General features: G+C 30.6%; 14 protein-coding genes and 1 tRNA gene. 9 read left to right on the plus strand and 6 right to left on the minus strand.

The genetic code is table 11. The annotated features are described in order from the left end of the window. A partial coding sequence (locus WC223_09600; GenBank protein MFA6924493.1) for a gliding motility-associated C-terminal domain-containing protein occupies nt 1-314 on the plus strand: 314 nt, incomplete at its 5' end. A gap of 36 nt (nt 315-350) precedes the next feature. On the opposite strand, the gene WC223_09605 is transcribed toward WC223_09600, so the two are convergent. After that, on the minus strand, nt 351-1,610 hold the full coding sequence (locus WC223_09605; GenBank protein MFA6924494.1) for an ATP-binding protein: 1,260 nt from the start codon (nt 1,608-1,610) through the stop codon (nt 351-353). Between the two features lie 387 nt (nt 1,611-1,997). Further along, a tRNA-Arg gene (locus tag WC223_09610) sits at nt 1,998-2,071 on the minus strand. A gap of 114 nt (nt 2,072-2,185) precedes the next feature. Between WC223_09610 and WC223_09615 the strand changes: the two genes are divergently transcribed. The 3 genes from WC223_09615 (at nt 2,186) to WC223_09625 (ending at nt 6,203) form a co-directional block, all read left to right on the plus strand. Further along, complete coding sequence (locus tag WC223_09615) at nt 2,186-4,507, plus strand: T9SS type A sorting domain-containing protein (GenBank protein ID MFA6924495.1); 2,322 nt, start codon at nt 2,186-2,188, stop codon at nt 4,505-4,507. 26 nt (nt 4,508-4,533) lie between these two features. Beyond that, a complete protein-coding gene (gene recO / locus WC223_09620) occupies nt 4,534-5,259 on the plus strand; it encodes a DNA repair protein RecO (protein ID MFA6924496.1) in 726 nt (241 codons plus the stop codon). 116 nt (nt 5,260-5,375) lie between these two features. After that, complete coding sequence (locus tag WC223_09625; GenBank protein MFA6924497.1) at nt 5,376-6,203, plus strand: lysophospholipase; 828 nt, start codon at nt 5,376-5,378, stop codon at nt 6,201-6,203. Between the two features lie 80 nt (nt 6,204-6,283). On the opposite strand, the gene WC223_09630 is transcribed toward WC223_09625, so the two are convergent. The 3 genes from WC223_09630 to WC223_09640 all read right to left on the minus strand — a co-directional run bounded on the left by WC223_09630 (nt 6,284) and on the right by WC223_09640 (nt 10,385). Further along, nucleotides 6,284-7,120 carry a prephenate dehydrogenase gene (locus WC223_09630; GenBank protein MFA6924498.1) on the minus strand — a complete coding sequence of 279 codons (837 nt, stop codon included), beginning with the start codon at nt 7,118-7,120 and terminating at the stop codon, nt 6,284-6,286. 73 nt (nt 7,121-7,193) lie between these two features. After that, a complete protein-coding gene (locus tag WC223_09635; GenBank protein MFA6924499.1) occupies nt 7,194-8,363 on the minus strand; it encodes an aminotransferase class I/II-fold pyridoxal phosphate-dependent enzyme in 1,170 nt (389 codons plus the stop codon). A gap of 336 nt (nt 8,364-8,699) precedes the next feature. Continuing rightward, nucleotides 8,700-10,385, minus strand: coding sequence for a LysM peptidoglycan-binding domain-containing protein (locus WC223_09640; GenBank protein ID MFA6924500.1), 1,686 nt, complete (start codon nt 10,383-10,385; stop codon nt 8,700-8,702). A gap of 283 nt (nt 10,386-10,668) precedes the next feature. On the opposite strand from WC223_09640, the gene WC223_09645 reads away from it, so the two are divergent. Continuing rightward, nucleotides 10,669-13,833: a tetratricopeptide repeat protein gene (locus WC223_09645; GenBank protein MFA6924501.1), complete on the plus strand. Its 3,165-nt coding sequence runs from the start codon at nt 10,669-10,671 to the stop codon at nt 13,831-13,833. 1 nt (nt 13,834) lies between these two features. Further along, nucleotides 13,835-15,538, plus strand: a complete 1,704-nt coding sequence (locus WC223_09650; GenBank protein MFA6924502.1) for a hypothetical protein — start codon at nt 13,835-13,837, stop codon at nt 15,536-15,538. Between the two features lie 156 nt (nt 15,539-15,694). Here the strand turns inward: WC223_09650 and WC223_09655 are convergent, their stop codons facing one another. Then, nucleotides 15,695-16,951: a phosphoglycerate kinase gene (locus tag WC223_09655; protein ID MFA6924503.1), complete on the minus strand. Its 1,257-nt coding sequence runs from the start codon at nt 16,949-16,951 to the stop codon at nt 15,695-15,697. 171 nt (nt 16,952-17,122) lie between these two features. On the opposite strand from WC223_09655, the gene WC223_09660 reads away from it, so the two are divergent. From WC223_09660 to WC223_09670, 3 genes are all read left to right on the plus strand, one after another. Next, nucleotides 17,123-18,286 (plus strand): CapA family protein, encoded by a 1,164-nt coding sequence (locus tag WC223_09660; protein MFA6924504.1) that lies wholly within the window; start codon nt 17,123-17,125, stop codon nt 18,284-18,286. Nucleotides 18,287-18,515: 229 nt separating this feature from the next. Beyond that, entirely contained in the window at nt 18,516-18,989 is a 474-nt protein-coding gene (locus WC223_09665) for a DUF1573 domain-containing protein (protein ID MFA6924505.1), read from the plus strand. A gap of 126 nt (nt 18,990-19,115) precedes the next feature. Next, complete coding sequence (locus WC223_09670; protein ID MFA6924506.1) at nt 19,116-19,523, plus strand: DUF1573 domain-containing protein; 408 nt, start codon at nt 19,116-19,118, stop codon at nt 19,521-19,523. Nucleotides 19,524-19,589: the final 66 nt, after the last annotated feature.

Here is a 19,589-nt window from a genome sequence, read left to right on the forward strand (position 1 = left end):
GCAAACCGATTATAGTAAAAGATATATTTACAATTTACATACCGAATGCATTCAGTCCGAATAAAGATTTGACAAATGAAGTATTCATTCCGCAAGGATACCGTATTGACCCAAGCAACTTCACGATGCTCATCTTTAACCGCTGGGGAGAATTGATTTACAAAACCAATGATTTAAACAGTCCTTGGAACGGAAGGTATAACAACACAGGCGATTTGGTTGAGGTAGGTGTTTATGTTTACAAGGTTGTTGTGAAAGAAATGGACGATGGTCCTAAACATGAATTTATTGGCAGGGTGAGTGTGATTAGGTAAATGAATTAATAAATAACAATAAATATCGAATACTTTTTATTTTTCAGCCAGCAACCATTCATGTATTGGAATTATTTCAATTATTTTTCCTTCTGTCTTTATTTTTTGTTTTTCGGTTAATGAAATAATAATTAGTTTTTCGGTCTTTAATTCAACCGATGCTTGTATTAAAGAACGAATTTCACGCTTACGCGTTTTTTCATTATCAAGATTGTAGCAAACCTGAATTAATTCTTTTACAAGATGATTTTTATAAATCACAAAATCAACTTCCACGTTTTTTTTATAATAAAACAAATCAAAATTTTCAATTGACTTGCGACGAAATAATTCTAAAAGCACTAAATTTTCGAATAAATATCCTGTGTTTTGAGAGAAATTATCACTCAAAGCTGTTGCAAAAGCTGTATCTATTAAATATGACTTTCTATATTTAATGTTTTCCTGTTTTTTATAAGAAAATTTAGGCAATGTTATTATCAAATATGCTTCTTCAAGGAAAGAAACATAATTTTTTGCTGTATGTTCACTACCTAAATCAAATAACTTTTTAATTCTGTTATAGCTTATTTCACGGGAGAAATTATTTACCAGAAACATTGCTATATCCTTGAAAGTTTGCTTATGCTTTATATTATATCGAAACAAAATATCACGGGTAACAATTGCATTAAATAAATTTTTAGCATATTGAACAACTTCTGCCCCTTTAACTATTTCAGGAAAACCTCCTTTTTTCAGATATTCATCAAAATAACCTTTTAATAATCCTTTATTTTTAGTAGTAAGTGGTTCGGAATTAAACTTTTTAAATTTTAGAAATTCCTTAAAAGAAAAAGGAAACAGCTCTGTAATATTATACCTTCCTGTAAGATGTGAAGCCAATTCGCTGCTCAATAATTTGGAGTTAGAACCGGTTATTATCAAATGCACTCCATTTCGTTGTAACCTATTTGCAAATAAATGCCATCCGTCAACATTTTGTATTTCGTCGAAAAACATATATTCAACATTATCATAAACCTGATAAATTGATTCGAGAATTTCATTTAAGTCAGATGAAGAAAGATTATTTAAGCGTTCATCATCAAAATTAATATAAGCATACTTGTGTTTTTCAAATGAACGATGAGCTAATGTTGACTTACCGGAACGACGAACACCTGTTATTATCTGAATCAAAGAACTTTTCTTATCTATAAGTGATTCCGAGTTGCGATATACCCAACCTTTAGAGCGAAATAATGCTTTTTCTTCTCTTTGGTCCATGATAATTTGTGAAAATGAGTGTTTCATAGTTTATATTTTTTACAAATATACAAATATTCGCAATACAATGCGAATAAATTAAATTTTATTCGCAATATAATGCCGATATTTTATGAAAATCCGTTTTTATATTGTGCAAAATATTTAACATAAATAAAACTAATAATCATTGTTTTCGATAGTTAAAAATGGTTCGAATCCTTTTAAGTTGAAAAAATGGCAAGAAGTAAATCACAGTTGAAAACCTAATATATAATCCTTTCAAAAAAATAATCTATTACTCTTTTTAAGTATATTTTTTATTTCGAACCGCGAGAATCAATGAGGTGGTTAAGCTGATGTGCTACGCAAATGAACCTTTCCGAAGAAATAAAAAAGGACAATTCTTTTTTTTAAAAGAATTGTCCAGTGAGGTGACCCCGGAGGGACTCAAACCCCCAACCCTCAGAGCCGAAATCTGATATTCTATTCAATTGAACTACGGGGCCCTTTTTCTACTGCAAATTTAGTGAAAACTTATAAATTTAATCTTTATTTTACAATAATATTCAAATTATTTAGTTTTGTTAAAAATAAGTACTTCCAAGCAATCTTTAAATAATATGAATTTTGTAAATAAAGTTTTCTTTTTAATATTAATTTTAATAAATTTTTTATTTACCAGAGCGCAAGAAACTGCTATAGGACAATGGAAACAATATTTTCCGTTCAAAAGAGTAGTTTCGGTTACTGAAGCCGGCAACCGGATATATTGTGCTGCTGCTCTCGGTATATTTTATTATGACAAATCAGATAACTCAATTAATTTAATTACAAAAATTTCAGGATTGTCAGATGTAGATATAAAAAAAATAAATTACAGCAAATCAAATGAAGCTTTATTTATTGCTTATGAAAACACAAATATTGACATAATTAAAAATAATAAAATATACAATATTCCCGATATAAAACGCAAATCAATTTCCGGTAAAAAAGTTATCAATCACATTTTTTTTCTTGGTAAATATGCCTATTTATCTACAAGTTTTGGTATAGTAGTAGTTGACCTTGAAAAATATGAAATAAAAGATACCTATAAAATCGGAATTAACGGAAGCGATTTGGAAATTAACGACCTTACTTTCGATGGCAACAAATTTTATGCGGCCACATCAAAAGGTGTTTATTCCGCAAATTCCGACTCTCCTAATCTTTCGAATTATGAATCGTGGACACTTGATACTTTATTTCCTGCTTCAACTTTCAACTTAATATGTTCTTTTAATAATCTTATTATTGCCAACAGACAAAGAACAACAGGAAAAGACACTCTTTATGCCTTTAATGGTAATACATGGAGCAAATATGATACTTCAATAAAAAATACAAGTAATTTATGCATGGAAGTTTGTTATAATAAATTAATTATAGGAAGTTCATGGGATATGATGTATGTTTTTGACAATAATAATCAGGTTTCGGACTTACATTGGGCAGTGGATCCAAGACAAGCAATTATTGATAAAGATAATATATTATGGTCGGCTGATAATTCAAGCGGTTTAATTAAATATGACCAAGATAAAACTGATACTATTTTTCCTAACGGGCCTGTTTCGGAAAATATAGTAGATATTTCAATATCGGGAAATACTATTGCTATAGCTCCCGGCGGAAGAAATGCTTCTTTTGGAAATATATGGGATACCGAAGGAATATCCGTATTAAAAGATAATAAATGGAAAATTTTCAATAGGAATAATAATCCTCAGATGGATACACTTTTTGATATAAATTGTGTTCTTATTGACCCTAACGATGAAACAAAATTTTATGCCGGTTCATGGGGCGGTGGATTAGTGGAGTTTAAAGATAACAAAATTGTGAAAATTTACGACGACCAAAACAGCCCGCTTAAAATTCTTCTGAATGTAAGTCAAAACTCCAGATGGATTGGTATAGGAGGGTTTTGTTTTGATAAAGACCATAATTTATTGGTAACTAATGCAGGTTCAATAAATCTTTTTTGCATTTTAAAACCTGATGGTACATGGCTTTCATATCCAATAAGCAATGAGATGAAGACGAACAGTAATAATTTAACAACACAAATTTTAATAGATACCTTCGAACAGAAATGGATATTGTTACCAAGAAGCAACAATATTGCTGTTTTTAATGATAATGGAACCCCTACGACAACAATTGATGATAAAATTATAGTTATGAATAATCATCAAGGAAATGGTAATATTCCGGGAAGTATTTCATATTGCATGGCAAGTGATTTGAACGGTCAAATATGGCTTGGAACTGATAAAGGCATTGCAGTTTTTTATTCTCCCGATAAAGTTTTTTCAAATGAAAATTTCGACGCTCAGCAAATATTAATTGAACAAGATGGACATGCCCAATATTTATTCGAATTTGAATCTGTATCTGCAATTGCGGTTGACGGTGCAAACAGAAAATGGATAGGTACACAAAAAGCCGGTGTCTTTCTGATGTCCCCAGATGGTCAAAAAGAAATTGAACATTTTACTGTAGATAATAGTCCTCTTCCTTCAAATACAATTACTGCAATTTCAATAAACAATAAAAACGGAGAAGTTATTTTTGGAACCAACAAAGGATTAATTTCATACAAAGGTACGGCAACAAAGGGAGGAACTGATTTTAATAATGTTTACGCATATCCTAATCCTGTACCACATAATTACGAAGGTTTGATTGCCGTTAAAGGTTTAACAACAAATGCAAGAGTTAAAATAACCGATATAAGCGGAGGATTAATATTTGAAACAACCGCAGAAGGCGGACAAGCAGTATGGGATGGGAAAAATTTCAAAGGTGAAAAAGCTCAAACAGGCATTTATCTCGTATTTTGCAGTAACGATAAAGGCACAAAAACTTTTGTTACAAAAATTATGTTTATTAATTAATGTTCTTTCCAAAAAAATCTTCAAAAGTGCTTTTTAAAACCAAAGGAATTGTTCTGCGAAATATAAACTACGGTGAAACCAGCATTATCGTAAAAATTTATACGGAAATTTTCGGATTAAAATCGTATATCGTAAAAGGCGTTAAAGCAAGAAAAGCAAAATTCAAGATAAACCTTTTTCAACCATTGACATTGCTGGATTTAATTGTATATAATAAAACCAAAAGCCATATTCAGAATATAAAAGAAGCAAGAATTGATTATACCAACAAATCAATAAATACCGATATTAACAAAACTTCCGTATTGTTGTTCATTTCAGAAATTTTAAATAAATCCATACGTGAAGAAGAAAAAAATGAACATTTGTTCAATTTTATTTTTAATTCTGTAAAACTTCTGGATGACACGAATGATAATGTTTCGCACTTTCATCTTGTTTTCATGATGCAATTAACAAAATATCTGGGATTTTTTCCGCAAAATAACTTTTCAGAAAAAAATAAATATTTTAATCTCAGGGAAGGTATTTTTACCGAAAATGAGATAATTGCTGCAAACTCTATTTCCCCTGCAAACTCAGAGCATTTTAGCAAACTCATAAATACATCTTTTGATGATTTGAAAACACTGAAATTTGAAAAATCAAAAAAGAAAAAGCTTCTTGAAAATATGATAAGATTTTATGAATTGCATCTTGAAAGTTTTAAAAATATAAAATCGGTAGGCGTTCTGGAAGCGGTTTTTGAATGAATAAAATACGTTTGTCGTTTGTAGTTAAAAATTAAAACAACAACAAACCACAAACGACAAACTTTTTAAATTGCAGTCACAGATTTATCAATAAACTATTAAATTAAAAAAATGCGATGATTTATAAAGAATATAACTGGAAGTCATCTGATAATTTGAATTTGTTTGCACGTAGCTGGAAACCGGATGTTACGCCAAAATTCGTAATTTGTTTTGTGCATGGATTGGGCGAACACAGCGGTCGTTACAATGAATGGGCTGAAAAATTTGCAAATAAAAATTATGCTTTTTTTGCTGTTGATTTGAGCGGGCATGGTAAATCGGAAGGGAAAAGAGGTCATGCAAAAGATTATAATTTATTGCTTGATGATGTTGAAACTTTAATGAAAAACTCCGAACTTATTTTCCCCGGCATCCCGAAAATATTATATGGTCACAGCATGGGAGGAAATATTACATTAAAATATTTTTACGAAAGAAAACCTGATTTAAGAGCAATGATAATTTCAGCTCCATGGCTTGAACTTGTGTTGAAAGTGCCAAAACCACTGCTGTTCGCGGCAAAAACAATATCAAAAATTTTTCCACAATTATTAATGAGCAACAGATTAAAAGCAAGTGACCTTTCGCATGACGAGGCAATTACTGAAAACCGCAGAGAAGACGTTTGTGTTCATAATAAAATTTCCGTAAAACTATTTTGTTTGATAGAAGAAGCGGCAAAACAAATTCTTTTGGAAAAAAATAAAGTCAATATTCCCTTACTGATAATACATGGAACAAATGACAAAATAATTTCTTTCGATGCAGCAAAATCATATTCGCAAACAACAGGAAATACAACCACTTTCAAAGCATGGGAAAATTTCTATCACGAACTGCATAACGATGTCGGAAGAGAAAAAGTTTTTGAATATATTGCAGGTTGGCTTGAAAGAATTTAGTTTTATAATAAATATTTTTTAAAAGAAAAAGTTAACCACAAAGAACACAAAGGTTTTCACAAAGGACACAAAGTATTAAATTATTTCAAAACTTTTTTAATAACATTAGCTTCTTTAATAAGTTCATGAAGTTTATTCCTGTTTTTCCCCTCAATTGAAGTTTTAAATTTATTTAAAAAGTTTATATACGTGGTCAATGCCTTTGACAAATGTTCGCTGTTTTGTTCCAGAATTGGCGACCACATGTCGGGAGAACTTTTTGCCAAACGCACAGTTGAAGCAAAACCGCTTCCCGCAAGATTGAAAATATTTTTTTCACTTTTTTCGATTTCAAAAACTGTTAAACTCAAAACAAATGAAGTTATATGTGAAAGATGTGACACATAAGCAATATGTTTATCGTGCTCTTTGGAATTCATGTATATAACACGCATTTTTAGAATTTTATACATTTCTTTTATGCGGGTTAAAGCATTTTCCGAACTCAGTTCTTTTTCACAAATAATTGAAACTTTACCGGTAAATAAATCAGACAATGCTGCATCGGGTCCGGAATATTCGGTGCCTGCAATAGGATGAGAGGCAACAAAATTATTTCTTCGCTGATGATTTTTTACTGCTTCACAAATTCTCTGTTTTGTTGAACCCATATCAACAACAACTGCATCGTGTTTTATTTTATTTAAAATTCTTGGCAGCAATTGTTCAATAGAATCGACAGAAACTGCAACAATAATTAAATCGCCTGTTTTAAGTGCATCATCAAGCGACATTATTTTATCAACCAAACCAAGCTCTAATGCCCGTTTTGCATTTTCCGGATTATTATCAACCCCGATAATGTTTGTCTGGAATCCACGCAATGAAAGTGCCATTGAACCGCCGATTAATCCCACTCCTATTATAACTATGTTCATGATTAATTGAAAAATTAAATGATTAAAAAAATTAAAAGATTATATAATTTTATTTCAGTAAAAAGTTGAATTTTTAAACATTTGTAATATTTTTATTTAATATTCTGTTAATTGCTTCTTCAAAAACATTTTCCTTGCAGCATAATGAAACCCGCACATACCTCGAACCATTTGTTCCGAAAATAATTCCCGGTGTTATAAAAACATTTGCACTGTATAAAATATCATCAGTAAATTTTTCAACTGATTCAATATTGTCGGGAATTCTTGCCCAAACAAACATTCCGACCTGTTCATCAAAATATTTACAATTCAATATATCAAGTAATTTATGAGCAAGTACTTTTCTTTTTTTATAAATTTCATTTCTTTGTGCATGCCACTCCTGTGGATTGTTCAATGCTTCAATGGCTGCATGTTGAATTCCGAGAAACATTCCCGAATCCATATTGCTTTTTACTTTTAAAATAGAATTTATATAATCTTTGTTTCCTATTATCCAACCAACCCGCCAACCCGCCATATTGTGCGATTTGCTCAGGGAATTCAATTCTATCGCAACATCTTTGGCACCAGCAAACTCCAGCAAACTTTTCGGAGAATTATTTAATACCAAACTATAGGGATTATCATTGCACAACAAAATTTTTTTTTCTTTTGCAAATGCAATTAATTCTTTATAAAATTTATCATTAATGTGTGCACCTGTTGGCATGTTTGGATAATTCAGCCACATTATTTTTACTTTTGATAAATCCGAATTTTTCAGTTTATCAATATTCACCAACCAGTTATTTTTTTCATCCAAATCGTAATACCTGATGCTTGCTTCAACAAGATTTGAAACCGAAGTGTATGTGGGATACCCTGGATTAGGGAGCAATACCTCATCTCCATTATTTAAAAATGCCATGGAAATGTGCATTATTCCTTCTTTTGAACCCATTAAAGGAAGCACTTCGTTTTCATCCACTGAAACATTATAAATTTCTTTATAAAATTTTGCAATTGTATTTCTCAGTTCGGAAATGCTACGGTAATTCTGGTATCCATGATTATCGGGGTTTTTTGCCGATTTGTACAATGCTTCAATTGTATTTTCCGAAGGACATAAATCAGGACTTCCTATACCGAGATTTATTACGTTTTTTCCGTTTTTTTGCATTTCGCGGATTTCATCAAGTTTTTTCGAAAAGTAATATTCACTCACATTACTTAATCTTTTGGCTTCTTCAATTATCATAAATTTAAAATTATAAAGTTTAATTTTTAAAAAAATAATTTATTGATATTAAACCTAACAGGTCTCGAAGACCTGTTAGGTTTTGTGCTTTTTAGCAATCTCTTTTTAAACTTAATAATTTCAGTTTGCCGGTTTCTGAAATCTAATAGTTTAATTAACAAAAAAGTCCCGTAAAATCGGGACTTTTCAGTTATTTATAAATATATATAATTTCTTCAAATCCCTTTTAAAGAATAAAAATAGTAATAATAATATTTTGAAAAAAGTATCATCTGTTTTAGTTTTTGCTTTGCAAAGATAAAATTAAAATTCCATTTCAACAAAATTCGAATTGAACTATAAAACTATTTTCAGCTTAGTACCGGGCTTTAATTGTCGAGTATTGTATATTTTATTAAGTCGTTTAATTTCATCAACAGTTACTCCTTTATAAAGACTAGCAATACTCCATAAAGTATCTCCTTTTTGCACAGTATAATAAATGATTTTTTTGTTTGGTGTATTTTTTATAGGTTTCTGAATAGTTTTAGACACTTCAATTTTTTGGGCAGAATTGTTTTTTTCTAACGATGTATCTTTTTGTATTTCGTGAACTATAAGTTTTTGTCCGGGATGTATTGTTTTAGAGCTTAATTTATTCCACTGCATTAAATCATTAATAGAGCAATTAAACTTATTGCATATAGTTCCTAATCCTTCTCCTCTTTTCACAATGTAATATTCCTGATTATATTGTTTTTGTTTATTTTCTCCTGTCGATTTATTGTTTTTATTTTCTATGACTTCATCTGCTTTATATTGGTTTGTAGAGATTTTTTGTGCATTATTTTTTGCTGTTGAATTGGAATCTGCCAAAGTATGTGAAATACTAATAGTGTCCTGTTTGGTAGATTTTTCTATATATGGAATATTAAGTTTTGCCAATAATTGTTTTTGTTTTTCATTTTCAACCGGAGATGCATAACTATATATTAATTCAGCGTTTTTTATAAAATCACCAATAAGTTCATAAGGAAGAATGATACTTTGTGATTCATCTATATAAGGTATAATACCTTTTTTGTAAACGGGATTCAGAAACTTCAGGTCTTCCTGAGGTATTTTAAGAATTGCTGAAATTTGTTCGAACGTTACTGTATGATTTACTTTTATAGTATCAAGCTGATGGTATGTAATTCGGGGCTCCAAAGGATAAATATTATGCTCTGATGCATAATTCATAACGTAGCTCACTGCAATGAATGCAGGTACATAGCCCTGAGTTTCGCGAGGCAAAAATCTTTTTATATCCCAGAAACTAATTGCTCCACGAGCACGGCGAATAGCTTTATTCACATTAGATGGACCTGAATTATAAGCTGCCAGAACCAAAGCCCAGTCGCCATACATATTGTAAAGGTCTTGCAAATACTCGCAAGCGGCTAATGTTTCCTTGTAAACATCATAACGTTCGTCAATATATGAATTAACTTCCAAATTATACAGTTTGGATGTATTGTACATAAACTGCCATAAACCTGTGGCACCACATCGTGAAATCGCAAAAGGATTTAATGCCGATTCAACTATTGCAAGATATTTTAACTCTAAAGGCAATTTGTATTTATCAAGTGTTTCTTCGAAAAGCGGAAAATACAACTGTGCCAAACCAAGCATACGCGATACTAATTGCCGCTTTTTTACCGTATATACTTGTATATAATCTTTTACACATTTATTATATACATAAGGAAAAGGCGATACTGCATTAAGTTTTGCAATTCTTTCTTTATATTCTTCATCGGTATATGAAGGTGTATAATCGGGTGCGAAATTATGTTTATTAAGAACATTTATATCGGTTGTGAAATCGGAACATTGCAAAAACCTTGATGCTGAAAGGCTGTCAAGCATTTCAAGAATAGGGTCATCATTTATGGGTGTTTTACTTGTATCGCTTTTACTTCTGGTATCTTGAGCAAAAGCACACGTGAGCAATGATAAAAATAAAAATAAAACAAAAAACAATCTAAATATTTTCATATTTCCGATTTTATTATTTTACGAAGCTATTTTATATTAAAAATAGAATTAAGATTTGCTAAGCTATCAATTATTTTTGTAAAAATCTGTATTTTTTTTAAGAAAAACAAATTAAATGTTTTTTAAATTATTTTCAAAATGTTTCCGATTGCCTATTATAAAAGGTTTTAAGATATATTTATAAAAATAATTGTTATTAACTTGTTATTAAGTTGTAATGTTTATTAAAGTGTTAAATTCCCTTTATTAGTTAATTTTGACGAACTTTTTAAGTTGTTTTATTATGATAAAATTACGGATTTTTCTACTTGTTTCAATCAATCTATTTCTTTTCGGATTTCTTTTTTCGCAGCAAACTTTAATTTATACTGCTCCCGATTCGGAATATCGTTTGGCAACAGAGCTTTTCAACAAGCAAAAATATGGTGCTGCACAGGAAAGTTTCAATAAAGTAATTGAAACTATTTCCGATGAATGCGATGAAACAAGAATAAATGCTGAATATTATTCTGCATTATGTTCTTTGGAACTATTCAACAGCGATGCTGAACAGTCGCTGCTCCAATTCATCAGCAATCACGAAGAAAGTCCCAAAGTCAAATATGCATACTTTCAGCTCGGGAAAAACAGTTACAGAAAAAAGCGATACATAGATGTTGTAAAATGGTTTGAAAAAATTGAACCTTCCGATTTAAATGAAAAAGAACAAACTGAATATTATTTTGAATCGGGGTACAGTTTTTTCAATCTCGACAGCATGAGCCGGGCAAAAAAAGCTTTTTCTGAAGTTACTGATACAACATCGAAATTCTATGTGCCTGCAAAATACTATTTTTCTCATATTTCATTTAATGAAAAAAATTATGAAATTGCATTGCAGGGATTTTTGAAAATAAAAAGGGATACCAACTTTGCTCCTATTATTCCCTATTATATTGCACAGATTTATTTTTTGCAGGGTAATTTTAAAAAGGTTATTGAATATGCTCCCCCGATGCTGTTTGATTCAAACAGAGTAAAAAGAACTTCCGAAATTTCCAGAATTCTCGGAGAAGCGTATTATCAGGATGCACAATATCCCGAAGCAATAATTTATCTCGAAAGATATAAGGAAAAAACAAAAAATGATGTAACAAGAAATGATAATTATGAACTTGGTTTTGCTTATTATAATTGCAGGAAGTACAATAATGCTTTGGGATATTTTGAAAATGTAGTAAAACAAGACGACTCGCTCGCACAAAATGCATATTATCTTATTGCTGATTGCTATCTAAAAACCAATCAGAAAAAGTTTGCAATGAATACTTTTCAAATTGCTTCAAAATTACCGTTTGATAAGCAAATTCAGGAAGATGCACTGTTTAAATATGCCAAACTTTGTTATGAACTTTCTTTAAATCCCTACAATGAAGCAATAAATGCTTTCAAAAAATACATTAATGATTATCCTGATTCCCCTAATATAAATGATGCAAATGAATATCTTATCAATATTTTCATAAGTACAAGAAATTATAAAGATGCTCTTGAAACAATTGAAAGCATGAAGGAAATAAATGATAAGTACAAAACAGCATATCAACGTGCCGGATATTATTGGGGAGTTGAATTGTTTAATGATAAAAAAATTGATGATGCGTTGAAATTATTTGACAAATCATTGGTTTACGGAATTGATAAAAACATAAAAGCAAAAACATTATATTGGAAAGGTGAAGCTTTATACCGAAAAACTCAGTACGATTCAGCGATTACAAGTTATAATAAATTTTTATTCGTACCGGGTGCTATAAACCTTGATATTTATTATCTGGCAAATTACAACATTGGTTATTGTTATTTCAGTAAAAAAGATTATAAAGAATCTGCAATATGGTTTCGCAGGTTTATTAAAGACGGCGAAAAAAGCAATCCGAAAGAATATGTTGATGCGCTTCTAAGAACAGGAGATTGTTATTTTGTGGAAAAAGATTATATTAATGCTGTTGACTTTTACGATAAAGCCGCAAATACAAAATCCGCCGATGCTGATTATGCTCTATATCAAAAAGCATTATCTTACGGATTAACCGGAAAAAATATCAATAAAGTTAATACTATTAAAATTTTAATTGAGCAATACGAAAAATCGGCATACATTGACGGGGCAAGATTTGAACTCGGAAAAGCTTATGAAATGCTTAGTGATAATGAAAATGCCTTATTGTGTTTCAAAAAAATAACTGGCGATTATCCTAACAGCATATATTGCAAACAGGCATTGTTAAAAATCGGACTCATACAATATACTTCAGATAAAAATAAAGAAGCACTTGAAACATTCAAGAGTGTCGTTGAAAAATATCCGGCTACTGAAGAATCGAAAGAAGCACTTGTAAGCATACAAAACATATATGTTGATTTGGGTGATGCCGAATCATTCTTTGTTTATGTAAAACAATTGCCTTTTGCCAATGTAACAAATTCGGCACAGGACACCATTTCTTATCAGGCAGTGGAAAAACGATACATGGAAATAGGCAATTGTGATGAAGCAATTACAGGTTTTGCAAACTATCTTGAAAAATTTCCGGACGGTAATTTTGCTTTAAATGCAAATTATTACAAAGCCGAATGCGAAAGAAAAAGCGGAAATCTGACAAGTGCTCTGTCAGGATATAACAACGTTATTAATAAAGGGAAAAATAAATTTACTGAAAACGCTTTACTCAAAGCCGCAGAAATAAATTTAAAAATAAACAATTACAATAATGCTCTCGACAATTACACAAAGCTCGAACAGTATGCCGAAAATAAAAGCAATATTCTGGAAGCACGCAACGGACAGATGAAATGCTATTTCCTGCTTAAACAATATAATGATGCAATTAAATCGGCAAAAAATTTAATTAATACCGAAAAAGTAACCAAAGAATTGCAGGATGAAGCTCATATAATTATTGCAAAATCTGCTTTGGCAATGGATAGTTTAACTTATGCAAGCGGTGAATTTCAATCAATAGCTAAAACAAATTCAAGCGAAAAAGGGGCAGAAGCAAAATACAATATTGCATATATTTATTATCTGCAAGGGCTATATCAGGAGTCCGAAAAATTAGTATATGAACTCATAAATCAGGTTCCGTCTTATGATTACTGGATAACAAAAGGATTTATCCTGCTTGCCGATGATTATGTAAAAATGGGAAATCTTTTTCAGGCAAAACATACTTTAAAAAGTATTGTTGACAATTCCGATAATGCCGAACTTATTCAAACAGCACAGGAAAAATTAAATCTGGTTTTACTTCAGGAAAAAGAAATAGAAAAAAAGAAAGCTGAAGAAGAAGAAATAAAAGTAAAATTAAACAGCGAAAAGAAAAACGATAAGCTTTTTGAAGAACCTCAACCTGATAATAAACCTGAAAATAAAGAAAACGTTAATGACCCAACAAAAAATGAATAATATGATTAAAAAATTATTTTTCTTTTTATTTTCAAATATTATTGTAATATCTGTTTTGTTCAATAATACGTTCGCTCAGAGCAAAGAGGACGTATTTGTAAAAAGTGCTTATAAGCCGATATTATCGGATGCAAATAAAATTTTATCTAATCCGAAAAACGATGACACTGCTAAAGTAAAGCTAAAAACGATTTATTTATTCAACTCTAAAAGATTTGATTTTAAATATAAAGTTGCTGCAATAAATCCAGCAAAAGTAAGCGGAGTACCGTTGACAAAATTATACAAAAGTTTGCTCAAAGTAGGATACGGAAATTACAATACTCCTTATTTTGAAATTTTTGTAAATAGTTTGCGCTCATCTAAATATTCTTTAGGTGCACATTTTAAACATATTTCATCTTCGGCTACCTTTAAAGATTATGGTTTCAGCGGCTACAGCGACAACAATGCAGACATATATGCAAAAAGATTTTACAGCAGATATGTGTTGTCTTCAGATATTGATTTTAAGCGAAACGTAGTGCATTATTATGGCTATGACACAAGTGCTTTTCATAAAAATTTCAACGAAGAATTAAGTAAAGCAGCCATAAAACAATGTTTTGTTTTTATAAAAGGTGAAATAAATCTTACATCAAATCATGCAGATACTGTTCATTACAATTACAATGCAAAACTGCGATATTATAATTTCTCCGATATATTTAATGTAGGTGAAAATAATGTTTTATTAAAGGGTAGTATCAGCAAATACGTGAGTGTTGATAAGCAACTGGAAAATGAAAAATTTATTATTCCGCTTATTATTAATTATTACAATAACACAAATTTTGCAGAAAGTACGTTAAGCAACATTTTGATAAACGTAAAACCACAGCTTGACTTTTCAATAAAAGATTTGAAAATGAATATCGGTTTTAATACTTTTATTGAAGCAGGAGATGAGTCGGAAGCAGGGTTGTGTGCTTACCCTTCAATTGATGCAAGTCTTAAAATAGTTGAAAATTTATTTATTGTTTACGGAGGAATTGACGGTAATGATATACATAATTCATTCAAAACAATTGCTGATGAAAATCCTTTTATTATTACTCCTTTAAAATTAAAAAATACTTACGATAAGTTTGATTTTTATGGAGGAGTAAGAGGTTCCTTAAGTCCTAAAATATATTTCAATGCAAAATTTATTAGCAGAAATCTAAAAAACTTTCTGTTGTTTACAAATGACAAATATGATAGTTTGAAAACCAAGAAAGATGTTTTCAATATGTTTGATGTAATATATGATGGAGCCAAATTAATTAATCTATTTGGCGAAATAGGATATCAAAACTCCGAAAAATTAAGATTCTTGCTGAAAGGAAATTATTACAAATACGACATGGAGCATGAACTAAAAGCATGGCATAAACCATTATATGATTTTACTCTTTCAACAAATTATAATCTGCGTGATAAAATTATAACAAAACTCGATTTAATTGCTTTGGGAAGTCATTATGTTAAAACTTCAGACCCATTGAACCGCGCAAAAGAAGAAAAAGGAATTTTTGAAATTAATTTAGGATTTGAATATCGCTATACAAAAATAATTTCAATTTTCCTCAACTTTAATAACATCACTGCTGCCCGCTATTACAAATGGAACGGTTACCCAAGCCAGCGATTTAATTTCCTCTGCGGAATAACTTATGCGCTGTAATTTTCAGAGTTTATCCATAATGCCCGATTTCTTCTATAATGTTAAGTTAAGCATAAAATGTCGTAAAAACCGAAGTATGATGTAGTAGGAAGTATGAAAAAACATGAACGCCTCGAAAATAGCTAAAAAATCGGGTACTATGGACAAACTATTTAACTATTCCTGTATTGCCTTAACGCCCGGAAGTATTTTACCTTCTAAATATTCAAGCATTGCTCCGCCGCCTGTTGAAACGTAACTAATTTTATCAGCTAAATTGAATTTATTTACTGCAGCAACAGAGTCACCGCCACCTACAAGACTATAAGCACCATTTTCAGTGGCTCTTGCTATTGCCTGAGCAACTGCTATCGTACCTTTCTGAAATTTCTGCATTTCAAAAACTCCCATGGGTCCGTTCCAGAGAATTGTTTTTGAACTTTCAATTATTTCAGAAAAACATTTTATTGTTTCTTCACCAATATCAAGTCCGAGCCAACCATCTTTTCCTTCATTGATTTTTGCAATGCAGGTATTTGCTGAATTATCAAAGGTATCAGCCAAAACCTGATCTGTTGGCAAATATATTTTTACTCCTTTTTCTTTTGCTTTATTAAGGATATTCATTGCCACATCAAGCTTGTCATTTTCACATAAAGAGTTACCTATATCTCCACCTTGTGCTTTAATAAAAGTGTAAGTCATACCTCCTCCGATAATTAAATTATCAACTTTGTTTAATAAACTTTCTATAACAAGAATTTTATCGGAAACTTTTGCCCCACCCATAATTGCTGTAAATGGCTTTTTTGAATTGCTTAAAACTTTTTCCAACGCGTTTAATTCATTAGTCATTAAATATCCGAAGAGTTTATCTTCAGGGAAAAAAACGGCAATTATTGCTGTAGAAGCATGAGCCCTGTGTGCTGTTCCAAAAGCATCATTAACATAAACATCAGCGTAAGAAGCAAGTTGCTGAGCCATTTTTTTCTGCTTTTCTTTCATTTCGATTTTCTTATTTTTAGATTCTTCTTCACTTAATCCTTCGGTTTTAGCTTTGCCTTCTTCTTCTTTATAAAATCTTAAATTTTCAAGCAAAAGAATTTCACCCGATTTCAACTCTGCCGACATTTTTTTTGCCGATTCTCCCAAGCAATTATCTGCAAATTTTATTTCTTTTCCCAACAGTTTATTTAAAACAGGAATAACATGTTTAAGTGAATATTTTGTTTCAGTACCTTCTTTTGGCCTTCCAAGATGCGACATCAAAATAACCGAACCACCATCTTTCAATATTTTATTTATTGTTGGCAGCGCTCCTCTGATTCTTGTATCATCGGTAACGGTGTATGTTTCTTTATCTAAAGGCACATTAAAGTCAACTCTTATTATTACCTTTTTACCTGTGAAATCATAATTATCAATATTTTTCATCTGTTTAAATTTTGTAAGTTATTGAATTATATTTTTTCAAAGTTACATTAAAATTTTAATTTGAAGTATCAAGTTTGATTAATGATTATTATAAACCTCAAATAAACACAACCTTTACCCTCATTTTTTCGTTTTAATCAGTTTAAGCAATTTTCGCTGTTGAGGATTAAGATGAAATTAAAAAATTACTTTTATAAAATTTTCTGTATAGCATTACTGGCTTTTCTAATTACATTAAGCAACAAAAGTTACTTTGTATCGGGTGAAAATTCAAAACTCAGGATAATACAAGATACAACAGTTGTTAATGTTTGTTTAATGTTTGCAGGTGATGTTATGCAACACATGCCCCAGATTTGTTCTGCTTATGATTCAGTTGAAAAAACTTATAATTATTATAAATGCTTTCAGTTTATAAAACCTTTACTAGAAAGAAGTGATGTTGCAATTGCAAATTTCGAATCAACGTTAGGCAATAAGCCATACAGCGGTTATCCCCAGTTCAGTTGCCCCGATGATTTGGCAAAAGCATTAAATGATGTAGGATTTAAAATACTTCTCACAGCCAATAATCATTGCTTAGACAAAAGTCAGAATGGTTTGCAGCGAACTATAAAAGTCATGGACAGCTTGAAAATAGCCCACCTTGGAACATATATTGATTCCACATCAAGGTGTCAAAATTATCCGTTCGTTTTGAATGTTAAAGGAATTAAAATTGCATTATTAAATTGCACTTCGACAACCAACAAATTAACGGCAGTTTCGCCAAACATTGTAAATTATACTGACACAAGTGAAATAAAAAAAGACATTTACAAAATTAAGCAGTCAAAACCCGATTTTATGATAATGTTCGTGCATTGGGGAAATGAATATGAACAAACACCAAGTAACGAACAGAAAAAATTTGCAGAGTTTTGTTTCAGCAACGGCATTGGTTTGATAATTGGTTCGCACCCTCATGTTTTGCAGCCCATTAATGAAATTAAAGTGAATTATCAGAACAAACAAAAAAACTGTGTGGTTTATTATTCGCTTGGAAATTTTGTTTCAAATCAGCGTGAAAGGTACAAAAACGGAGGAATAATTGCAGAAGTAAATATCAAAAAAGATTTGAAAAAGGACTCAGCATACATTTCAACTTATGGTTATTACCCAACTTACGTTCATAAAGAAATGAGTAGTAGTAAAACAAATTTTTATATTCTACCTGTTAAAAATATTCAAAAAGATACAATTAACATAAAATTCAGCCCTTCCGACAAAAAGCAACTGGAAACATTTATTGAAGATACAAGAGAATTACTTGGTTTACAGTTAGAACTCAAATAATAAATATTTTAGGACACTTCCGAGTTGGATTTCTTGTCCGCCTCGATGTCCAGTTTTTAGAAATGCCCTTTTTAAAAAAATGTTTTATCATTCAATTGGCACGATTTTAGCATTTATTTACACTCAAAGTTAAATTTTGTTAAATACAAAATGTTTAATTTTAAAAAAATCATTTATATTTTTAAATTTGAAAAATTAAATTTTTAAAAATCATTAAACAAAAATAATTATGAAAAAACTAACATTAGCTTTAAGCATTGCTCTTTTTGCAATTCTTATTGCAAAAGCACAGGATAATCAGCAAAAACCGCCAAACAATCCTAATGCACCCGAAATGAAATTTGAAAGCACAACTCACGACTATGGTACAATAAAGAAAACTGCAACCAATGATGACCCTATTGGTGGCTGTGAATTTAAATTTACAAATACCGGAAAAGAACCGTTAATTATTCAAAGTGCTACTGCTTCATGTGGCTGTACAATACCTTCATGGCCAAAAGAACCAATATTGCCGGGTAAATCAGGTGTTATCAAGGTTCATTATGCAACCACAAGAGTAGGTGTTATTAACAAGCAAGTTACTGTAAAATCAAATGCTAAAAATTCACCAATAGTATTGACCATTACCGGAACTGTTCTTGACACACAAAATGACAATACTCCGGTTAACAATAACCAGGGAGCACCTACAAATAAATAAAGCAATTTGATATATTGGATAAAATTCATTATTAACCCTGCAAGAACTACAACGCTTGCAGGGTTAATGTGGGATTTAACACATTAATTCATTACTACTTTTTATAAATTTCTGATAAAAAATAAAATGAAAAAAATATTATTAATTCTGTTTTCTTTTTTGTTTGGGTTTAAACTTATGTTTGCTCAGGAAATTACTACACCACCTCCTATTCAAGACCCTAATGCTCCTGAAATTACTTTCGAAAAAATTGTTTACGATTACGGAACAATAAAAAAGGGAAGCAATGGAACATGTGAATTCAAATTTAAAAATACAGGAAAAACACCTTTAATACTATCGGGAGCAAAAGCATCGTGCGGATGCACGGTTCCCGATTGGCCTACAGAACCAATAGCACCCGGAAAAACAGCTGTAATTAAAGTTACTTACGATACAAAAAGAATAGGTGTAATAAACAAGCAGATAATAGTTACATCAAACGCAAAAACTCAAACAGTAGTTTTAACAATAAAAGGTAATGTAACTGAATAAAAATATATTGTTTCTTATTATATATTTTAAATAGAAATCCCGATATTTGTCGGGATTTTTATATTT

Source organism: Bacteroidales bacterium (genome assembly GCA_041671145.1).
Taxonomy (GTDB): domain Bacteria; phylum Bacteroidota; class Bacteroidia; order Bacteroidales; family JAHJDW01; genus JAQUPB01.